Source organism: Phosphitispora fastidiosa, from assembly GCF_019008365.1.
GTDB classification, from domain to species: domain Bacteria; phylum Bacillota; class Thermincolia; order Thermincolales; family UBA2595; genus Phosphitispora; species Phosphitispora fastidiosa.
In genome coordinates, this window is the sequence record NZ_JAHHUL010000009.1 from 83,810 (window position 1) to 101,959 (window position 18,150).

Below are 18,150 nucleotides of genomic sequence, written 5' to 3' on the forward strand. Positions count from 1 at the left end.
TTTCTGGTAGATATGCTTGCCGCAATGACCTTTTAATGTATTGTATACAAAAAAATAATTTCTCATATACTATTAGCAAATGGGGGTGAAACAATTGCAAGCATCCTTTTCTATTGGAGCCAGGGAGAACATAGAGATGCTTAAGAGTAAGCTGGATACAGAATTTGCAATGCTGCAGAATGATGGTATCAGGGTATCTCTTGAAGAGTCTCCCCCAACTGGGGGTTTAACATTTTTAGGATATAATATTGCTGATTATGGAAACTCAAGTTATTCAGAGGAAGAAACCCGCTCGATTTTCAAACACTATATTGCCAATGTTGTTTCCGAAATAATCCTTAATTATTGGGAAAAGGGTCTGCTCAAGGACATAATCAAGAACAACTACTACTATTTTTTGCCTGAGGAACAGCAGGTAATTTACGATATTGCGTTAAATCACTTAAATCACGGTGTTGAGCCTGATGATGACGCGTTTGTACACTACCTGAGCAGGAAGGCCCTGGTTCTGCAGAAGCTTATTGAGTACCTGCATACAAATGACCGCCTGATTATTGAGGGTTTTATCCGCTTCCGGCTGAAGGATTATCTTCAGGAGATTTACACTGCAGCTGATAAGGCCGTAGATGATTTTATGCTGGAAAAGGAGTATAAAGAATTCATAAAACTGCTTAAGTATTTTGTCGAAATACAGGAACCAAGGCTGGAAACAGTTCAGGTACTGGCACTGCCTTCGGGGTATTTTAAACTTCTTGACGGAAATAACAAAAATATCAGCAGCGAGTACCTTGACGGGTTTTTAATTGAATCAGGAGATTCTGAGATAAATTATGAGGATTTGCTTATCAGTGCATTAATCACAATTGCGCCAAGCAGCGTAATACTACACTATAAGGAGCATGACAGCAGTTCCGCCAGAGCTACGGAAACTATCAAGAGTGTGTTTGGGGACAGAGTGAAGTTTTGTGATGGATGCAAAATCTGTGACAAGGCTGGAAAGATCAAGGGTAATAGGGAAAGAAAGCAGTGAAATTAAGAACTTCCCGGGAGGGTTCCGGGAAGTTCTTAATTTGTCTTCAGTTTGTAACCAACTCCGCGGACATTAACTATATAATGCGGCGAGGAGGGATCCTGTTCTATCTTTTTTCTGAGCTTTCCCAGGTGTACTGTTACTGTCCTGCAGTCAGCATCATTGTCATATCCCCATATCTTTTCAAATAACTCCTCTATAGTGAATACCTTATTGGGACAGGAGGCTAATTCAGCCAGAAGGTCAAATTCCTTTGCAGATAAGTCAATTCTGGAGTTGTTTTGTTTTAACTCACGGGCATTAATATCTATTTCGAGATCATTGAATCTGAGGATGCTGGGTTTTGTCACGGATTGTTCACATAAGGTCTTATACCGCAGCAGTTGGGCTCTGACACGGGCTGCCAACTCGACCGGGTTAAACGGTTTAGCTACGTAGTCATTGGCTCCCAGGCCCAGGCCCAGAACTATATCTGTTAAATCGGAACGATGCGAAAGAAATATTATCGGTACTTGTGTGTTATAACGCAGTCTTCGGCATACCTCATAACCGTCCAGTCCGGAAAGGTTAACCTCCAGAATGACCAGATCCGGACGGATTTTATCGAATATATCAAGAGCAGTTGTCCCTTCTCCATGGGTGACCACCAGAAAACCCTCCCGGGTCAGGTAAATAGTGACCAGGTCGCGGCTTTCGGCTTCACTGTCAATAAGTAAAACCTTGCCTATCAATGTTTTTCCCCCTTAGCCCATTTTGCGGTCTCTAAGAACTGCCATTTTGGCGTTAGGAATGTCATCTATGGTCTGGGTACAGGTTTGGAGCATCTAAAAGAACTTGTCCAGAATCTCTTGGTAGATCCCATTTTCTTTAATTTTTCGCAGCCCCTGGTTTATGTTTTCTCTTAATTGCAGACTCTCTTTGCGAAAGGCAATAGCGTAATTTTCAGTTGTAAACATGTTACAGGCAATGGTTAATTCGAGGTCCGGATGGCTTTTAATGAAATATTGAGCCAAAGGCAGGTCTATCACAAGAGCATCGGTTTCACCGTTCTGCAGGCTGGCAAAGGCCTTGGTTTTAGAAGGATATTTTCTGATTTTCAGGTGATGCAGTTCTTTCATATCTTTCATAATAAAATCACCGGTGGTATTTTTCAGAACCCCGACACTTTTTTGCTCGAGGTCATTCAGGTTTTTAATGGTACTGTCTTTGGGGACCGTAATTATTTGTCCCGCTGTCAGATATGAATCTGAGAAAATAATTGTTTCCAGTCTTTGCTTGGTTATTGTCATTGCGGCAATTACCAGGTCACATTGTTTTTCCAGCAGGTTAAAGAATATTTTTTCCCAGGTCGTTGCCTGAACATTAACACTGATACCTATTTCTTTTCCGATTGCCTTAATTATATCGACATCAAAACCCTCTACCTTTCCGGTTATTTCATTTTTCCAGGCAAACGGTCGGTAGGGAATTACATTGGCTGTTACAAAGCTTTTCACCGCTGCTGTTTCCTCCTTTTCAGTAATACTAATATTTGGTTTAACTACGAGCACTTATTGATATTTACTGTTAACTTCGAGTAGTCTATAGAATTTCCTGCAAGTTGTCTGAAAGTTTATTATTACTTTCGTAGTATTTTACTTTCAGTTGCATTTATTTTGATATTAGTGTGCTACTATGGTTGTAGTAATTCAGATTATTCGATATTTGGAAAGGAGGCCGGATTTGCCATGTGCAGGGTAGAGCCTTATTTCTTTAGCCTAGGCGGATAAAGAACCAAAACCGGAAAGGAGGAGGAAAATTGAACATTGACCAAGTGAGGGAAATTATTGAAAAGGAACAAATTGACACAATCAAACTCGGCGGAGTGGATATTGACGGAGTATACCGGGGTAAAAGAATACCGGTCAGAGAGTTTTTGGGTTCCGCTTGGAACAAGGGGGTCTGTTTCTGTGACGTGCTCTTTGGCTGGGATATCCAGAATCAGATTTATGAAGTTCCCCTGAAGTTTACCGGATGGGATACCGGGTATGGTGATATTGTTGCTGTCCCGGATCTGAATACCTTCCGGGTAGTGCCCGGACAGGAAAAAACCGCCTCTGTACTCTGTGATTATTACACTGAACACGGTGAACTCTTGAACATTGCCCCCAGATCAGTCCTGAAAAAAGTTATCGCCAAGGCCAATGAACTTGGCTTCCGGCCTTATTCAGCATCAGAACTGGAGTTTTACCTTTTTGATGAAACACTCAAAACCATGAATGAGAAACAATTTTCAAATCCCAAAGTTTTGCTTCCGGGGATTCACTGCTATAACCTTGTCAGGTCATCAGCGGTAGAATACATCATCGGTGAAGTCAGGCGTCGTATGGATCAGTACAATATTGAACTGGAGGCCTGTAATACGGAATACGGTCCCGGGCAGTTTGAGGTTAACCTTAAATACACTGATGCTTTGGAACAGGCTGACCGGACGGTTCTCTACAAAACCTATATTAAGGAAATTGCTGTTGAGAAGAACCTGTTTGCATCCTTTATGGCAAAATGGCAGGAAGGAATTTCGGGCAACTCTTTCCATATCCACCAAAGTCTCTGGGATTTAAATGGGACTCAAAACCTCTTCTATGATACCAATAATCCTCACAACATATCTGATACCATGAGGTATTTTGCAGGCGGGGTTCTGGCTACACTACATGAGTTTACAGCCCTGTATGCACCAACCATTAATTCATACAAGCGTTTTGTCGAAGAGTCCTATGCTCCCTTTAATGAAACCTGGGGCATAGACAACCGTACTGTGGCCTGCCGGGTTATTGCCTCTTCAAACAAGGGTGCCCGTTTGGAGAACAGAACTCCCGGCGCTGATGGCAACCCTTACCTGGTAACCGCTGCATTTTTGGCAGGCGGTCTCTATGGCATAATGAACAAGATTGAGCCTCCCAAACTGCTGGTCCGTGAAAATGGCTATAATTTACCTCCGGAAATAGCCAAGCCGCTGCCCCAAAACCTTACTGAATCAATAGAAGCCTTAAGAGGCAGTGAGGTAGCCAAGCAATTCTTCGGTGAAGAGTTTATTGACCACTACCTGTCAACAAGGCTGTGGGAAATTAAGGTTTTCCTAAAATCAGTAACTGATTGGGAACGCAAAAGGTATATGGAAATGGCATAACCAGTTTTGATGTTAAAAAAATTCCTAAAAGGATAAATGAGGTGACCATAACAGATGAATAATACGGAAATCGCGTCAATTGTTGGTTCAGTGATTAATGAACTGCAAAAAAGTAGTCCCCAGGCGTTTTCGAAGAGTGGCGGCTATGCGCCCAGTTTTAACAATGCACCTGCTTATAATGCCGGCAAAGGTAAAGTGAAAGTAGCTGTCCTGGGAGCAGGCCACGGCGGGTTAGCAACTGCAGGACATATTGTCAGCAGAGGTTTTCCGGTTAATATTTACAGTCCCTTTGAGAAGGAACTGACCCCTGTCAGGGAACGCGGCGGGATTAAAATGGAGGGTGATGTCCAGGCATTTGCCAAAATGGAAGACGGCGGCATTGAACTGCTGACCAGCTCTCTGGATGAAGCGGTCCGCGATGTGGACCTGATCTTCGTAATCATGCCTGCTCTGGCTCATAAAACAATTGCATCATTAATAGGCGGTTCTTTAAAGGAAGGACAGATATTGGTTCTGAGTCCCGGTCGTACCGGCGGCGCTTTGGAGTTCAGGGCTACCCTGAACAGGTATGCTGTAAAGACCAAGTTTATTTTGTCAGAAGCCCAGACCTTCTTATATGCTGTTGAGAGCAGGGGTCCGGCCCATGTTGAGATTATGAAGGTTAAAAATGTGGTTAAGTTTGCCGCCCTGCCGGCAAAAGATACCCAGGCTGCATTAGCTGTGGTAAACAAGGTTTACCCCGAATACAAGGCGGCAGCCAATGTCCTGGAAACCAGTCTGAACAATCATGGGATGGTAGTACATCCGGCTCCGATGCTCCTGAACACCGGTCTCATTGACCTTGCTGCCAAGGGCCAGGATCTGAGGTATTACCGGGATATCATCTCACCGACTATGTGTAACCTGGTTATGCAGGGTATTGATGATGAAAAGGTAGCTATTGTGAAGGCCTTTGGTCTGAAACCGACCTCGGCCAAGCAGTGGTATAAGGAATGTTATGATATCGACGGCGATACCCTTTATGATGTGCTGCAGAATAACCACTATTATGTAGGCTTCTCGGCGCCTAAGCATTTCCTGGCATACTATCATGTGCTGGATGAGGTTCCTAACAGCCTGGTTCCGATGGCGGAATTTGGCAGGCTTGTAGGTGTCCCGACCCCGATGATGGATGCGATTATTAACCTGGGCAGCGCAATGTGTGCGGTGGACTTCAGTAACGAAGGAAGGACACTTGACAAATTAGGCTTCCCCAAAATTGATCGCGATGCGATGCTGGAGTATGTAAACGGTTAAATAAAAATAAAAACAAAAAAGCATAAGGGAGGAAACAAATAATGGAAATGAAGGCATTAGGAATAGTTGAAACTAAAGGTTTGGTTGGTGCAATCGAGGCTGGTGACGCTATGGTAAAGGCTGCCAACGTGAGGCTAATTGGCAAGGAAACCATTGGCGGAGGTTATGTTTCGATTATGGTACGCGGTGATGTAGGCGCTGTTAAGGCTGCAACTGATGCCGGAGCGGCAGCAGCATCCAGAGTTGGTGAACTGGTAGCGGTCCATGTGATTCCCCGTCCTCATGAAGATGTTGACAGGATTCTGCCTAAAATTGAGGATTAATGGTGCAGAAAAATGGTAACTACCAAAAGAAAGAGGCGATGATATGGACTTGGATGTAGACCTGAGGTCGGTCCATGAAGCACGCTGCCTAGTTAAACAGGCCAGAGAGGCGTTTCTTAAGTTAAAGGAATACAGTCAGGAACAAATTGACAGGCTGATCCAAGTTATGGCCGAAACGGCGCAAAACAACTCCTTACGGCTGGCCGAAATGGCAGTAGAGGAGACCGGTTTTGGAGTAGTTGCAGATAAGGTCGCTAAAAACCTGCTGGCTTCTGAAACAGTATATGAATACATCAAAGACATGAAGACAGTAGGCGTTATTGCCGAATATCCGGAACGCAAAGTTTTGGAAATTGCAGAACCTGTTGGAGTAATCCTGGGTCTCCTGCCAACTACAAATCCAACTTCCACATTGATTTATAAAGCTCTGATTGCGATTAAATCAAGGAACGCCATCGTTTTCAGCCCCCACCCTGCGGCTATCAAGTGCAGTGTGGAAACCGCCAGAATAATGAGTGAAGCGGCGGTTGCTATGGGAGCCCCTGCGGGAATCATCGGCTGTCTGTCCCATGCCACTATGGAAGGCACCGATGAGTTAATGAAACACCGTGGTGTTGACATGATTCTGGCTACAGGTGGTGCAGCTATGGTAAGAGCGGCCTACAGTACCGGAAAGCCCGCATATGGGGTGGGACCGGGAAACGTACCGGCTTTTATCGAAAGAACTGCCGATATCACCAAGGCTATTGCCGACATTATGGTGAGCAAGACCTTTGATAATGGGACAATATGTTCATCTGAACAGGCTATCGTAGTGGAAGATGTTATCAAAGAACAAGTGATCCAGGAATTGCGCCGTGTCGGGTGTTATATGCTGAATGCGGAGCAAAAACGCCTGGTTGAAGGGGTTCTGGTTAAGCCTAATGGCGGCCTTAACCCGGGGATTGTAGGGCGGCCTCCACAGAAAATAGCTGCTATGGCAGGTTTTAATGTACCTTCAGATGTCAGGGTACTGGTAGCCGAGGAGAGCGGTGTGGGCAGGGCATTTCCCTTTTCAATGGAAAAGCTGTCACCGGTTTTGGCTCTTTACACCGCAAGTGATTGGCACTCTGCCTGTGAAAAGTGTATTGAAATCCTCAACTATGGCGGCATTGGACACACTCTCTCAATCCACTCCAGGGATGAAAGTATCATCAGGGAATTTGCCCTGAAGAAACCGGTTTCACGTATCCTGGTGAATACCCCTTCCACTCATGGAGCGGTTGGATTAAGCACTGGCCTGGCGCCTTCACTCACATTGGGTTGTGGGAGCTGGGGCAAAAACAGTACCGGAGACAATATTACCCCGCGGCATTTAATTACTATTAAAAGGCTGGCATACGGCCTGGAAGAAGTTTCTGCACAAACCGCGCCGGCCCAGATAAATCAGGGAGTGTCAGACGAGATTTTGAAAAAGGTTATCCAACAGGTATTGGAACAAGTGGCTGTCTAAATATGGACCAATTTGGTTCCAGAGGTGAATGCTATTGAGGGTTTTAACTGAATTGGATTTAAGGCATAAATACCGGGGTCAGATGCCCAAGGAAATAGCAGTATCAAATCATACCCTGATCACCCCGTCTGCCCGCCACTATCTAAAGGAAACAGGAACTGAACTCATTATTCAGCACGAAACAGGAGACAGGAGACCGGAACCCGGATGTCCGGGCATTGTCTGTAAATGCCCGGACATCTTGAAAAAGATTGGTGATATCAAGCTGGCAGTTTCCGGTCGCCATGTCCATCTAAGCCAGAAAGATGTGGAAGTTCTTTTTGGAGAGGGTTATCGCCTGACCAAGAAAGGTGAACTATCCCAGTTTGGTCAGTTCTCTGCAGAAGAGACAGTAGTGCTGGTCGGCCCTAAGGGGATAATTATCGGCGCCCGGGTTCTTGGACCTGAGCGTTCCCAGACCCAGGTAGAGATTTCCCGGACCGACGGCCACCGCTTGGGGATTATACCTCCAGAAAGGGATTCCGGAGATTTAGCCGGTACCCCCGGGATTACTCTGATTGGACCCAGGGGTACGGTAGATCTTGAAGAAGGTGTCATAACTGCATTACGCCATATTCATATGACATCTGAGGATGCCAAAAGGATGGGTTTAAAGGACCATGACAAGGTCCAGGTCCGGGTAGCGGGACCCAGAAGTCTGGTTTATGATGAGGTGCTGGTAAGAGTGAGGGATGATTTCAACCTGGAGATGCACCTGGACACTGATGAGGCGAATGCTGCCTCTTTGGCGACGGGTACTGCGGGGACCATTTGGATATCGGGAGAAGACAGCGATGTTTGATCAGGATATGGTTGAAATAATTATCCGATTGGTGTTAAAACACCTGAATGAAAAGGGCTCACCGGTATTAGAAAACAAAGATATCGTTCAAGAGGCAAATCCAGTGGTATTTATTGTCAATGGGTCTCGGGCCAGGGTGGCAGAAACCTTGGCCTGGCTGCCTCAATTCCGCGAAATAGCGCCTAACCCGGCAGTAATCGTTGACCTGGAGGAGCCGGGAAGAAATTCCGCTGCCGAAACGGAATGGTCTCCTGAGAGCAATTACGGGAGGATTATCAGACCGACTGACTGCACAGATATGGAACAGTTGTTGGCTGCAGCAAGAGTGGTGGTAATACCCTGGGTGGGTCAGGAATTGGCTGCCAGATTAGCCTTAGGCTTTAATGATACCTTGTCGGCAAAAATTGCGATTTCCGCAGTTATGCAGGGTAAACCTGTATTGGCAGCCCTTGATGATAATTTGCTGCCGGGAAATCTGCAAAAGGTATACAAGTCAATACCTGCACCTTATGTTAAGCTGCTGAATGATTACCAAAAGACCTTGAGGTCTCTGAATATCACGCTGATGCGGCGGGATGAAATGGTAACTGCATTGAGGCAGCAGCTTCAGGGGACGGCCTTGGGAAAAGAAGTGACCGGGGATTCAAAAGTTACCGTACTGACCGAAGCAGATATTTTAAAATACCATGAGATGTCCATGGGAGAAATCAGAACTCCCCAGAGGTGCATAGTAACTCCTTTAGCCCGTGAAACTGCAGCCAAGCTGGGACTGACCATTTCAATTACACGTTAATGAGGTGCCAAGTATGCAACAAATAACGGAAAAGTCAAAATTACTGGAACTTATTGAGACAGCCGGTGTTGTAGGTGCTGGAGGCGCCGGATTTCCCACCCATGTGAAACTGAATGCCGGACTTGAATTTCTGATTATTAATGGGGCTGAGTGTGAACCCCTGTTGTATAAGGACCAGGTTCTTTTACAGCAGCAGACACTGAAGCTTGTGGAATGCCTGCAACTGCTTGTATCAGTATTAAAGGTGCCAAAAGCAATAATTGGCATCAAAAAGAAGCACGAAACCCTGATCAACAGGCTGAAGCAGTATATTAAGCCCCCAATTGAGTTATGCCTGCTGGAGGATTTTTATCCGGCAGGGGATGAACAGGTTTTAGTTTTTGAAGCAACCGGAAGAATCATTCCCGAAGGTGGTATTCCCATACAGGTAGGCGTGGCAGTAATCAATATCGAGACTCTGTATAACGTCTCCCGGGCGCTGGAGGAACAACCGGTAATCACCAAGTGGGTCACTATCGGTGGAGCTGTAAGTAAACCGTGTAGTTTACAGGTTCCCCTGGGAATCTCAGTGGGTGAATTGTTAGTTGATTTCCTGGCGGTAGAGCTGAAAGGAATGCAGGTGATTGACGGCGGGCCGATGATGGGGAAACTTGTCACTGATTTCAATACGCCGGTTACCAAGACTACCAGCGCCCTCCTGGTTTTACCCAGGGAACACCCGGCAGCAGTCCGTAAGCAGGAAGATTTTGTAAAAACTGCCCGGCGGGCAAAGGCAGCCTGTATCCAGTGCTCTTACTGCAGTGACTCCTGCCCCAGACAGTTGATTGGACACCATTTCAGGCCACATTTGATTATGCGTGCATTTGGTTTCCCACTGACCCAGGGAGCATATTTCAAAGACGCCTACTACTGTTCTGATTGTGGTTTATGTGAAATTGTCTGCCCAAACGGTCTTTCACCACGGGCAATTAACAGTTTTTTAAAGACCGAATTGGCAAAAGCAAAAATTGCCAGGGAACAAAAGGACAATGGGAATCTGATGGCAAATCCGCAAAGAAACTACCGCCGGATGCCTTCTCAGAAAGTAAAAAAATGGCTGGGACTTAAAGTTTATGATGTTCCGGCGCCCTTCCGGTCCCTTAAAATGGTCCCTGACAGAGTCAACCTTCCCTTACGCCAGCACATCGGTGCAGCGGCTGTACCCGTTGTCAAAGAAGGGGATGCCATAACCACAGGAGATTTAATTGCAGGTATACCCAAGGGCAAGTTGGGTGCAAACCTTTATTCCAGTATAGATGGCGTAGTCAGTAAGGTTGACTCTGAACGAATCGTCATCGAAAGGAGGTAACCCATGAGTCTTGCACTAGGATTGGTCGAATTTAACAGTATCGCAAAGGGAACCGAAAGTACTGACATTATGGTTAAAACCGCTCAAGTTGAGTTGATTACCGCTCGCGCAGTCTGTCCCGGGAAATATATCGGCCTGATAAGTGGGGAAGTATCTGCTGTTGAGAGTTCAGTTGCCGCCGGTATCGAAAAGGGTCAGCAATTTGTGGTTGACACCTTTATTCTGCCTAATGTCCATGCATCGCTTCTAGAGGCCTTTAATAACACCAGTATTATCCCTGATAGTAAACCGGGTGCGCTTGGAATTATTGAAACCTTTTCAATAGCATCCATTATTCTTGCTGCTGATGCTGCAGCTAAGGCCAGTGATGTTGAAGTAATTGACCTCAAGGTTGGGATTGGCATCGGGGGCAAAGGGGTTGCCTATTTTTCAGGTGAGATAAGTGCAGTTGAAGCAGCAGTCCAAGTCGGAACCGGGATAGTGGCCGAAAGAGGCCTTCTTGTCCAGAGTGTTGTTGTTCCCATACCGGACATGGCAATATGGAATTCATTAGGTTAAATCCACGAAAAGAAGGGTGAACAGACTATGTTCCTCGGAAAAGTAGTTGGAAATGCATGGGCTACCCGGAAAGAGCAGAGTATCACAGGTTACCGCCTGCTGGTTGTACAGCCCCTGGATCATAGAATGAAGCCATTAGGCAACATAAAGATTGTCAATGACCATATCGGCGCAGGGGTGGGAAACCTGGTGATTGTCGTAGAAGGCAGTCCTGCCCGGGCAACCTTAGATGGTGCCATTGATGCTTCTGTGATAGGAATTGTGGATCATGTAGAAATTGATTCGACACAGTATACCGACGACAAAAAAGGCCGTAAACGGGGGGATTGATAGTGTACCAAGCGCGTATTGAAAGAGGCATTTGTCTCGAATGCCTGAGATGTGTCGAGACGTGCCCAAATGAAAATCTGGTTGAAAACTACGGAAAACCGGGCCAAAAGCCTGACAGTAATTGCCAGGGCTGTATGTACTGCGTAGATGCCTGTCCCACCAAAGCGATACAGATAGAATTTGTTCCTGAGTTGGGACAGCGGGTCTGGTCAAAGGATAGGCTGGCTAATATCCGCCAGCAGTCTGTTTCCGGAAAACCGAATATAATGGGATGTGGCAAGCAAAACAGGCCTTCCGAATTTGACCAGCTGGTGTTTGTCCCTGCACAGCTCAGCAGGGGACCACTGTTAGATGAGGAGAAGGTTAATACTACACTGGTCATTGGCGCTAAAACCGGGAAACCCGTTGTTCTGGAAACACCAATAATAATCGGCGCCATGTCCTTTGGCGCTCTCAGCAAGCCGGCCAAGATTGCCTTGGCCAGGGGCAGCGCTATGGCCGGCAGTATGGCCAATACCGGAGAAGGCGGGATGCTTCCCGAGGAACGGGCTGAAGCAAAGCTGTTGACGGTTCAGTACAGTACAGGCCGCTTTGGGATTACGGAAGATGTGCTCAAGTCAGCTAACATGATTGAAATTAAAATCGGCCAGGGAGCAAAGCCCGGTTTGGGCGGGCATCTTCTGAAACATAAGATTACCCCGGAAATTGCCCGTGTCAGGGGAATTGGAACTGACAAGGATATTATTTCACCTGCACGTCACCCTGACATAAATTCAGCAGAGGATTTGCGAAGAAAGGTCGCTGAATTAAGGGAAATCAGCGGTGGTGTGCCGATAGCCATAAAAATTGCTGCCGGGCATGTTGAAGAAGACCTGGAAATAGCTGTTACCGCAGAACCGGAAATAATTATGATTGACGGCATGGAAGGCGGGACCGGTGCAGCTCCCGTAATCGCGTCAGACCATGTTGGCATTCCGGCCCTTTATGCCTTGAAAAGAGCAGCAAGATTCATGGAAGACCACCAGGCGAAAAAGAAAATAAAATTGGGGATTGGCGGCGGGCTCCGTGATGCCGCTGATTTTGCCAAGGCCTTGGCTTTGGGGGCAGACCTGGTTTATGTTGGCACATCAGCCCTGGTAGCAATGGGCTGCCGCTTGTGCCGCTGCTGCCATAAAGGCAACTGTCCCAATGGAATTGCAACTCAGGATGAGGTGCTGGCAGCTGGCTTCAATATTGAGCAGAACGCCATCAAACTGGCCAATTTCCTGAAAGCAAGTACCCGCGAGCTGCAGATGATTACCCGTATGGTTGGAAAAGACGATGTAGCCCATCTTGATCTCAATGACCTGATGGCACTTGACGAACATATTGCGCAAATAACAGGAGTTCGGAAGGTATATTCACAAGCTTAAATCAAAGGAGGAATGTAAAGTGTGCGGGATTGCCGGGGTCATATACAAAAAACCCACTTTTGTTGGAAAAACTTTGGTTTCCATGCTGTCGGGCATCCAACACCGCGGTCCGGATTCCACAGGTGTTGCCCTTTACGGGGCTGAGGACGAGTGCCTGAAGATCTGGTTGTACTATTCGGGGGGAGTTGAAATAGGCACGGTTACCGGTGTTATCAAGGAGTGTCTCAGCAAATTGGGCATAAGTATTCGTTCAATTGGTTGGAATGGGGATTTTCTCACAGTTAAAATGGATGAGCCGGATTCCCTGGACACTGTCTGCAGCGAATTGGAGGCTATAAGCGGACTTCACATTATCAGTGTTGGTCACTCCCTGGAGATATTCAAGGATGAGGGTTTTGCCGAAGACATTGACAAGAAGTTTGCCCTCTCTGAATTTATGGGCACACACGGGATTGGGCATACCAGGCTGGCAACCGAAAGTGATGTGGATGTGCGCCGGGCCCACCCGTTCTGGGCAAACAGCTTTGCAGATGTTGCTATTGTCCATAACGGTCAGCTGACCAATTACTACACCCTTAAGAGGAAGATGGAGCATAAGGGCTACCGCTTCCGGACAGATAATGATTCTGAGTTAATTGCTGTTTATATTGCCGACAGGCTCTCTCGTGGAGATAACCTGCAAGAGGCCCTGTACCTATCACTGGAAAACTTTGACGGGACCTTTTCATATCTGGTGTCCACACCTAATGAAATTGGTTTTGCCAAAGATAAGCTGGGCGCTAAACCGATGGCTGTCCTGGAAGGTGAAGATTTTGTGGCCATAGCTTCTGAAGAAGTGGCTATCCGCAAGGTTTTCAGTGACAAACAAACAGGAAACCGTTATTGGGAGCCTGGCCCGAAGGAGGTCATGACATGGTTGAGATAGACGCTATTGGGAAGACCAGCCGCGAGATTAATGCCGAAATAAAACAGGCTGCCGCAGCAGGTGACGAAATCAGGATAACCAATCCTTCAGCCAGCCATCACCTCGGTGTAGGTGTACTTAGTCCGGCCAGGATAACATATGAAGGAAGTGTTGGGTATTTCTGCACTGCCCTTACTGATGGCTGTAATGTAGTGATTAACGGAAATGCCGGGTGGTGTCTCGGTGATAACATGATGTCAGGAAAAATTATTGTTAACGGCAGAGGCGGCAGCAGTGTTGGTCCTGCTATGCGTGGAGGCACCATAGTTGTTCACGGTGATGCCGGGAACCGGCTGGGACAGGTAATGAAAAGCGGCCTGATTGTAGTAGAAGGCAGTGCCGGGTTTATGGCCGGGTTTATGATGATGGGCGGCAGGATCATTGTTCTGGGTGACATCGGAGAGCGCGCCGGGCACTGGTTGATTAATGGTGAGATATTTGTAGGCGGAAACATTGAAGGCCTCGGCAGTGATGCCCAGATAGTGGAACTCTCCGATGCGGATAAGAATTTTCTTGAGGAAACGCTGACGGAACATGGATTAGTAACAGACAAACCGTTTAAGAAGATAACTTCGCGCAAAGAACTACACCATTATTCCACCAAAGAATAATTAAACATCGCAGGGGGTAGAGATTATGAAAATCAGCAATACATGGACTCCGGATGTCATTAAGGGTATACACCTGCGCAGCAGGATCGGACGGTATAAGGTACGGGGGTTTGGTTCTTACAGGAAAATGCCGAATTTTGATGACCTGACCTTTTTACCGGCCAATTTATCCAGACTGGCCGTAGAGCAGTACCGTGAAGAATGCTCCAGTAAAACAGTTTTGGGCAGGCGGTTTGCTGAACAACCTCTGGAAATTGATATTCCGATTGTTATTGCCCCAATGAGCTTTGGCGCCCTTTCAAAAAACGCCAAGATCGCCCTTGCCAAAGGCGCTGCCTTGGCTGGGACGGCAGCCAGTACCGGGGAAGGAGGAATGCTCCCTGAAGAACGGGAGGCAGCGAAGAAGCTGTTCTACCAGTGCACACCCGGAAGATATGGATTTAATCCTCATGACCTGCGCAAGGCAGATGTTATTGAACTGCTCATCAGCCAGGGAGCAAAGCCGGGAGTTGGCGGCCATCTGATGGGAGATAAGGTTACCGATGAAATTGCTAAAATACGCGGCATCCCCAAGGGGATTGACCTGCGCAGCCCATGCCGTCATGCTGATGTCCTGGGCGCTGATGACCTGGTAATGAAAGTGGAAGAACTCCGCGAAGCCTCTGATTGCAGGATTCCTGTGAGCCTCAAAATGGGCGCCGGGCGGGTTAAAGAAGATGTTAAAATCGCCTGTAAGGTTGGCACAGATATTATCGCACTTGACGGAATGCAGGGCGGTACCGGAGCGTCTCCTGAGGTAGTGGCTGAACATGTCGGTGTCCCTTCCATGGCTGTGGTGGTCCAGGCCAGACAGGTACTGGAGGAAGTTGGACTGGAAGACAAGGTCGACCTGATTATCATGGGAGGAATCCGCAGCGGGGCCGATGTGGCCAAAGCCCTGGCCCTGGGCGCCAGCGCCGTGGCTATAGGTACAGCAGCAATGATAGCAATGGGATGTATTGGCTGCATGCAGTGTACCACGGGCAAATGCCCCAAGGGGATTGCCACACACGACCCTGTCCTGACCAGAAGGCTTGATATTGATGAAGCTGCTGAGAGAGTATGCAATCTCCTAAAGGCTATGACCATGGAAGCTAAAATGCTGGCCCACCTTTGCGGAAAAACAGATGTGCACAATTTGGAGCCTGAAGATTTACGTGCCCTGAGTATGGAAGCTTCTGCAATTACAGGTATTCCTCTTGTAGGGACAATGTAATCAGGCTTTAGAAGTCAGGAGTGGTCAGTTTTGAATATCTTGGTAATTAATTGCGGCAGTTCTTCACTCAAGTACCAGCTAATTGATATGGAAAAAGAACAGATCCGGTTCGGAGGCAGCATCGAAAGAATTGGGTCAGAGAAAGCCTTATCTGTTTACAAAAAATCACGGAAAACGGTAAAAGAACCGGTAACCGCACGGGATCATCATCAGGCCATGGAGTTGGTGTTCAAAATCCTGACTGATTCTAAGACCAGGGTAATCCGTGACCTGGACGAGATCTCGGCGGTTGGCCACCGGGTAGTACATGGAGGTGAGAAATACTCTGCTCCTACTGTTTTAGTGGATGAAACAATTGAGGAGCTGGAACAATTTAATTACCTGGCCCCATTACATAATCCACAAAATATCATGGGTATCAGAGCGTGTAAAGCCATACTGAAGGAAACTACCCAGGTGGCAGTATTTGATACGGCTTTTCATCAAACCTTACCGGCAGAGGCTTATATATATGGCTTGCCATATAAGTACTATCAGAAATACGGAATCAGAAGATACGGATTCCACGGTACATCACACCGGTATGTAGCTGAGCAGGCAGCTGAATTAATGAAACAGCCGCTGGAGGAATTAAAGCTAATTACCTGCCATTTGGGTAACGGAGTAAGCATCTCAGCCGTTCAAAAAGGTTTATCTGTGGAAAACAGCATGGGTTTTACCCCTTTGGAGGGGATACCCATGGGAACGCGCTGTGGCAATCTTGATCCCGGAATACTGTTATTCCTGATGGAAAAAGAGGGATTGAGCGCTTCGGATGCAATGGCGGTATTAAACCGCGAATGTGGGATACTGGGAATTTCGGAACTCAGTAATGATTTTAGAGAGGTTCAGAAGGCTGCAGAAAAGGGTAATCAGCAAGCCACACTTGCACTAAAGGTTTTTGCTTATAGTGTGAAAAAGTATATTGGAGCCTATGCGGCGGTGATGAACGGCATTGACGGCTTGGTCTTTACTGCCGGAATCGGGGAAAATTCACCTGAAATCAGAAGGGAAATCTGCCTTGGCCTTGATTACCTTGGCATAACCCTTGATGATGAAAAAAACAAAGCCGCCGGTCGTAATGTTGATATAGGCGGCAAGCAGAGCAAGGTGAAAATACTGGTAATACCTACCAATGAAGAATTGATGATTGCTAAAGAAGCATGTAAGTTTATTGTTTAAGCGTAGCTTTTTGAAGAACCCCTCTAAAACTTAAAAGGAGGTCATTCTTATGTCCACTGGTGAAAAAACCGGAATTCTCAGAAGAGCGACTTGGCGAACAGGTTTCTTAATGGGCATAGCAGTTTGTGCCCTAACCCTGGTATCTGCAGGACCCTTAGCCCAGCAAGTAGGGCCGGTATCAATCCTTGTATGGACTACGTCTTCTTTTGTCGGTTTGCTTCAGGTTTTAATATATTCAGAACTGGCAGGAATGTATCAGAATGAAACCGGCGGCATGACCATGTGTATGGGTGATGCATTTGACAAGTGGTCCCACTGGCCGACTACTATTGCCCAATGGGCCTACTGGTATGCATGGATCCCGGTAATGGGGATTATGCCGATACTTATGGCTCAATATTTGAACCAGATGATTGGGACCAATTTCAGTCCTTTTATAGTTGGTATCGTTATTCTGGGCGTATTGCTTGCCATCAACTATTTCGGTATCACGGTAAGTGAACGAGGTCAGCTAATCATTAGCGCTGTGAGCCTCCTGCCGCTTGTAGTTATGATTGTGGTGGCATTTGCCAGAGGTTTGGTGTCAATGGATAACCTGTTGCCATTTAGGCCTTATGGCTCTTGGGGGAATTTCAGTAATCCCGAGGGGTCCTGGTTTTCGATGATGAGCTGGGTTGGTATAGGTGCGGCGTATTATGTTGCCTCATGGGGCTCATATGCCTTTGAAACAATAACTGTATATGTTGGGGAATACAAAAACCCTGTCAAGGATACCGTTAAAGCCGCCTGGTCTTCAGGTACGGTGGTAACTATATTAAATACCATGATTACCCTGGCCTTGGTGGGTGTCCTCGGGGTAGCGGCATTTGCGGATAATCCTGATTATCCCTTCTTGAAATTATCTGAAGCTATTCTTGGCCCTGTCGGCGGCCGGGTTGCCCTGTTTATCATTTTTACAGGTCTTTTTTTGATGGCAAACACTGCATTTAACGGGACGGCACGGATACTGTACGGGATGTCCAAGGAGGGCACAAACCTGAAGCAGTGGATGAAACTCAGTCCTAACGGATTTCCTTATGTAGCTGCTATATTCAATATAGCCTTTGCAATTTTCCTGATGACCTTTGAAGTACCTGTTAAGATTATTGCCGCTTCCAACTTAGCCTACATGATTTGTATATTTATGCCTCTGTTTGCGTTTGTTATTCTGCGCAAGAAGAGACCTGACCACCCCAGACCATTTAAGCTGCCGAATTTCATGGTGCCGGTAGCGTTTATTCTGGGAGCCTTTAATGTGATCCTGATTTTACCCGGGGCTCTTTATTACGGCGCCGAAGTAATGGTGACAGGCAGCGTTATTACACTGTTAGTTATTCCTTTATGTCTCTACCGCAAAAAGGTTCAGGATAAGGCGGAAACGGTAATAGCAAAAAATCCTGAAGAAATTGATCTCGACTGATAACATTAAATAGCTCTCCCTACATGCCAGCTAACGTTCATACCCTTA

At 46.7% G+C, this 18,150-nt stretch carries 18 protein-coding genes; 16 read left to right on the forward strand and 2 right to left on the reverse strand.

Annotated elements, in window-relative coordinates; translation table 11 throughout:
• Window positions 1–94: 94 nt before the first annotated feature.
• The gene (gene ytxC, locus Ga0451573_RS10050) at window positions 95–1,030 is read left to right on the forward strand and encodes a putative sporulation protein YtxC (RefSeq protein ID WP_231683836.1); all 936 of its coding nucleotides are present in this window, start codon (window positions 95–97) and stop codon (window positions 1,028–1,030) included.
• A gap of 35 nt (window positions 1,031–1,065) precedes the next feature.
• Here ytxC and Ga0451573_RS10055 read toward each other — a convergent pair whose 3' ends face one another.
• The gene (locus Ga0451573_RS10055) at window positions 1,066–1,761 is read right to left on the reverse strand and encodes a winged helix-turn-helix domain-containing protein (protein ID WP_231683837.1); all 696 of its coding nucleotides are present in this window, start codon (window positions 1,759–1,761) and stop codon (window positions 1,066–1,068) included.
• Window positions 1,762–1,854: 93 nt separating this feature from the next.
• Complete coding sequence (locus Ga0451573_RS10060; protein WP_231683839.1) at window positions 1,855–2,526, reverse strand: transporter substrate-binding domain-containing protein; 672 nt, start codon at window positions 2,524–2,526, stop codon at window positions 1,855–1,857.
• Between the two features lie 302 nt (window positions 2,527–2,828).
• On the opposite strand from Ga0451573_RS10060, the gene Ga0451573_RS10065 reads away from it, so the two are divergent.
• The 15 genes from Ga0451573_RS10065 to Ga0451573_RS10135 are packed head-to-tail and all read left to right on the forward strand — an operon-like array spanning window position 2,829 to window position 18,102.
• Complete coding sequence (locus tag Ga0451573_RS10065) at window positions 2,829–4,199, forward strand: glutamine synthetase family protein (protein WP_231683840.1); 1,371 nt, start codon at window positions 2,829–2,831, stop codon at window positions 4,197–4,199.
• A gap of 54 nt (window positions 4,200–4,253) precedes the next feature.
• A complete protein-coding gene (locus Ga0451573_RS10070; protein WP_231683841.1) occupies window positions 4,254–5,495 on the forward strand; it encodes an NAD/NADP-dependent octopine/nopaline dehydrogenase family protein in 1,242 nt (413 codons plus the stop codon).
• A 41-nt stretch (window positions 5,496–5,536) separates the two neighbouring features.
• A complete protein-coding gene (locus tag Ga0451573_RS10075; RefSeq protein WP_231683844.1) occupies window positions 5,537–5,818 on the forward strand; it encodes a BMC domain-containing protein in 282 nt (93 codons plus the stop codon).
• Window positions 5,819–5,861: 43 nt separating this feature from the next.
• A complete protein-coding gene (locus tag Ga0451573_RS10080) occupies window positions 5,862–7,310 on the forward strand; it encodes an acetaldehyde dehydrogenase (acetylating) (protein WP_231683846.1) in 1,449 nt (482 codons plus the stop codon).
• A 34-nt stretch (window positions 7,311–7,344) separates the two neighbouring features.
• On the forward strand, window positions 7,345–8,151 hold the full coding sequence (gene pduL / locus Ga0451573_RS10085) for a phosphate propanoyltransferase (protein ID WP_337833076.1): 807 nt from the start codon (window positions 7,345–7,347) through the stop codon (window positions 8,149–8,151).
• On the forward strand, window positions 8,144–8,944 hold the full coding sequence (locus Ga0451573_RS10090; RefSeq protein WP_231683847.1) for a hypothetical protein: 801 nt from the start codon (window positions 8,144–8,146) through the stop codon (window positions 8,942–8,944). Before pduL ends, Ga0451573_RS10090 begins: the two co-directional genes overlap by 8 nt.
• A 13-nt stretch (window positions 8,945–8,957) precedes the next feature.
• On the forward strand, window positions 8,958–10,292 hold the full coding sequence (locus Ga0451573_RS10095; protein WP_231683848.1) for a 4Fe-4S dicluster domain-containing protein: 1,335 nt from the start codon (window positions 8,958–8,960) through the stop codon (window positions 10,290–10,292).
• 3 nt (window positions 10,293–10,295) lie between these two features.
• Window positions 10,296–10,850 carry a BMC domain-containing protein gene (locus tag Ga0451573_RS10100; RefSeq protein ID WP_231683857.1) on the forward strand — a complete coding sequence of 185 codons (555 nt, stop codon included), beginning with the start codon at window positions 10,296–10,298 and terminating at the stop codon, window positions 10,848–10,850.
• Between the two features lie 27 nt (window positions 10,851–10,877).
• Entirely contained in the window at window positions 10,878–11,180 is a 303-nt protein-coding gene (locus Ga0451573_RS10105; protein ID WP_231683858.1) for a EutN/CcmL family microcompartment protein, read from the forward strand.
• 2 nt (window positions 11,181–11,182) lie between these two features.
• The gene (locus Ga0451573_RS10110) at window positions 11,183–12,592 is read left to right on the forward strand and encodes a glutamate synthase-related protein (RefSeq protein WP_231683860.1); all 1,410 of its coding nucleotides are present in this window, start codon (window positions 11,183–11,185) and stop codon (window positions 12,590–12,592) included.
• Window positions 12,593–12,611: 19 nt separating this feature from the next.
• A complete protein-coding gene (locus Ga0451573_RS20070) occupies window positions 12,612–13,517 on the forward strand; it encodes a class II glutamine amidotransferase domain-containing protein (protein ID WP_231683863.1) in 906 nt (301 codons plus the stop codon).
• A complete protein-coding gene (locus Ga0451573_RS10120) occupies window positions 13,505–14,167 on the forward strand; it encodes a GltB/FmdC/FwdC-like GXGXG domain-containing protein (RefSeq protein WP_231683864.1) in 663 nt (220 codons plus the stop codon). Before Ga0451573_RS20070 ends, Ga0451573_RS10120 begins: the two co-directional genes overlap by 13 nt.
• A gap of 25 nt (window positions 14,168–14,192) precedes the next feature.
• Window positions 14,193–15,422 (forward strand): FMN-binding glutamate synthase family protein, encoded by a 1,230-nt coding sequence (locus Ga0451573_RS10125; RefSeq protein ID WP_231683866.1) that lies wholly within the window; start codon window positions 14,193–14,195, stop codon window positions 15,420–15,422.
• Window positions 15,423–15,452: 30 nt separating this feature from the next.
• Window positions 15,453–16,643, forward strand: a complete 1,191-nt coding sequence (locus Ga0451573_RS10130) for an acetate/propionate family kinase (protein ID WP_231683868.1) — start codon at window positions 15,453–15,455, stop codon at window positions 16,641–16,643.
• A gap of 49 nt (window positions 16,644–16,692) precedes the next feature.
• Window positions 16,693–18,102 (forward strand): APC family permease, encoded by a 1,410-nt coding sequence (locus tag Ga0451573_RS10135; RefSeq protein ID WP_231683870.1) that lies wholly within the window; start codon window positions 16,693–16,695, stop codon window positions 18,100–18,102.
• Window positions 18,103–18,150 lie beyond the last annotated feature (48 nt).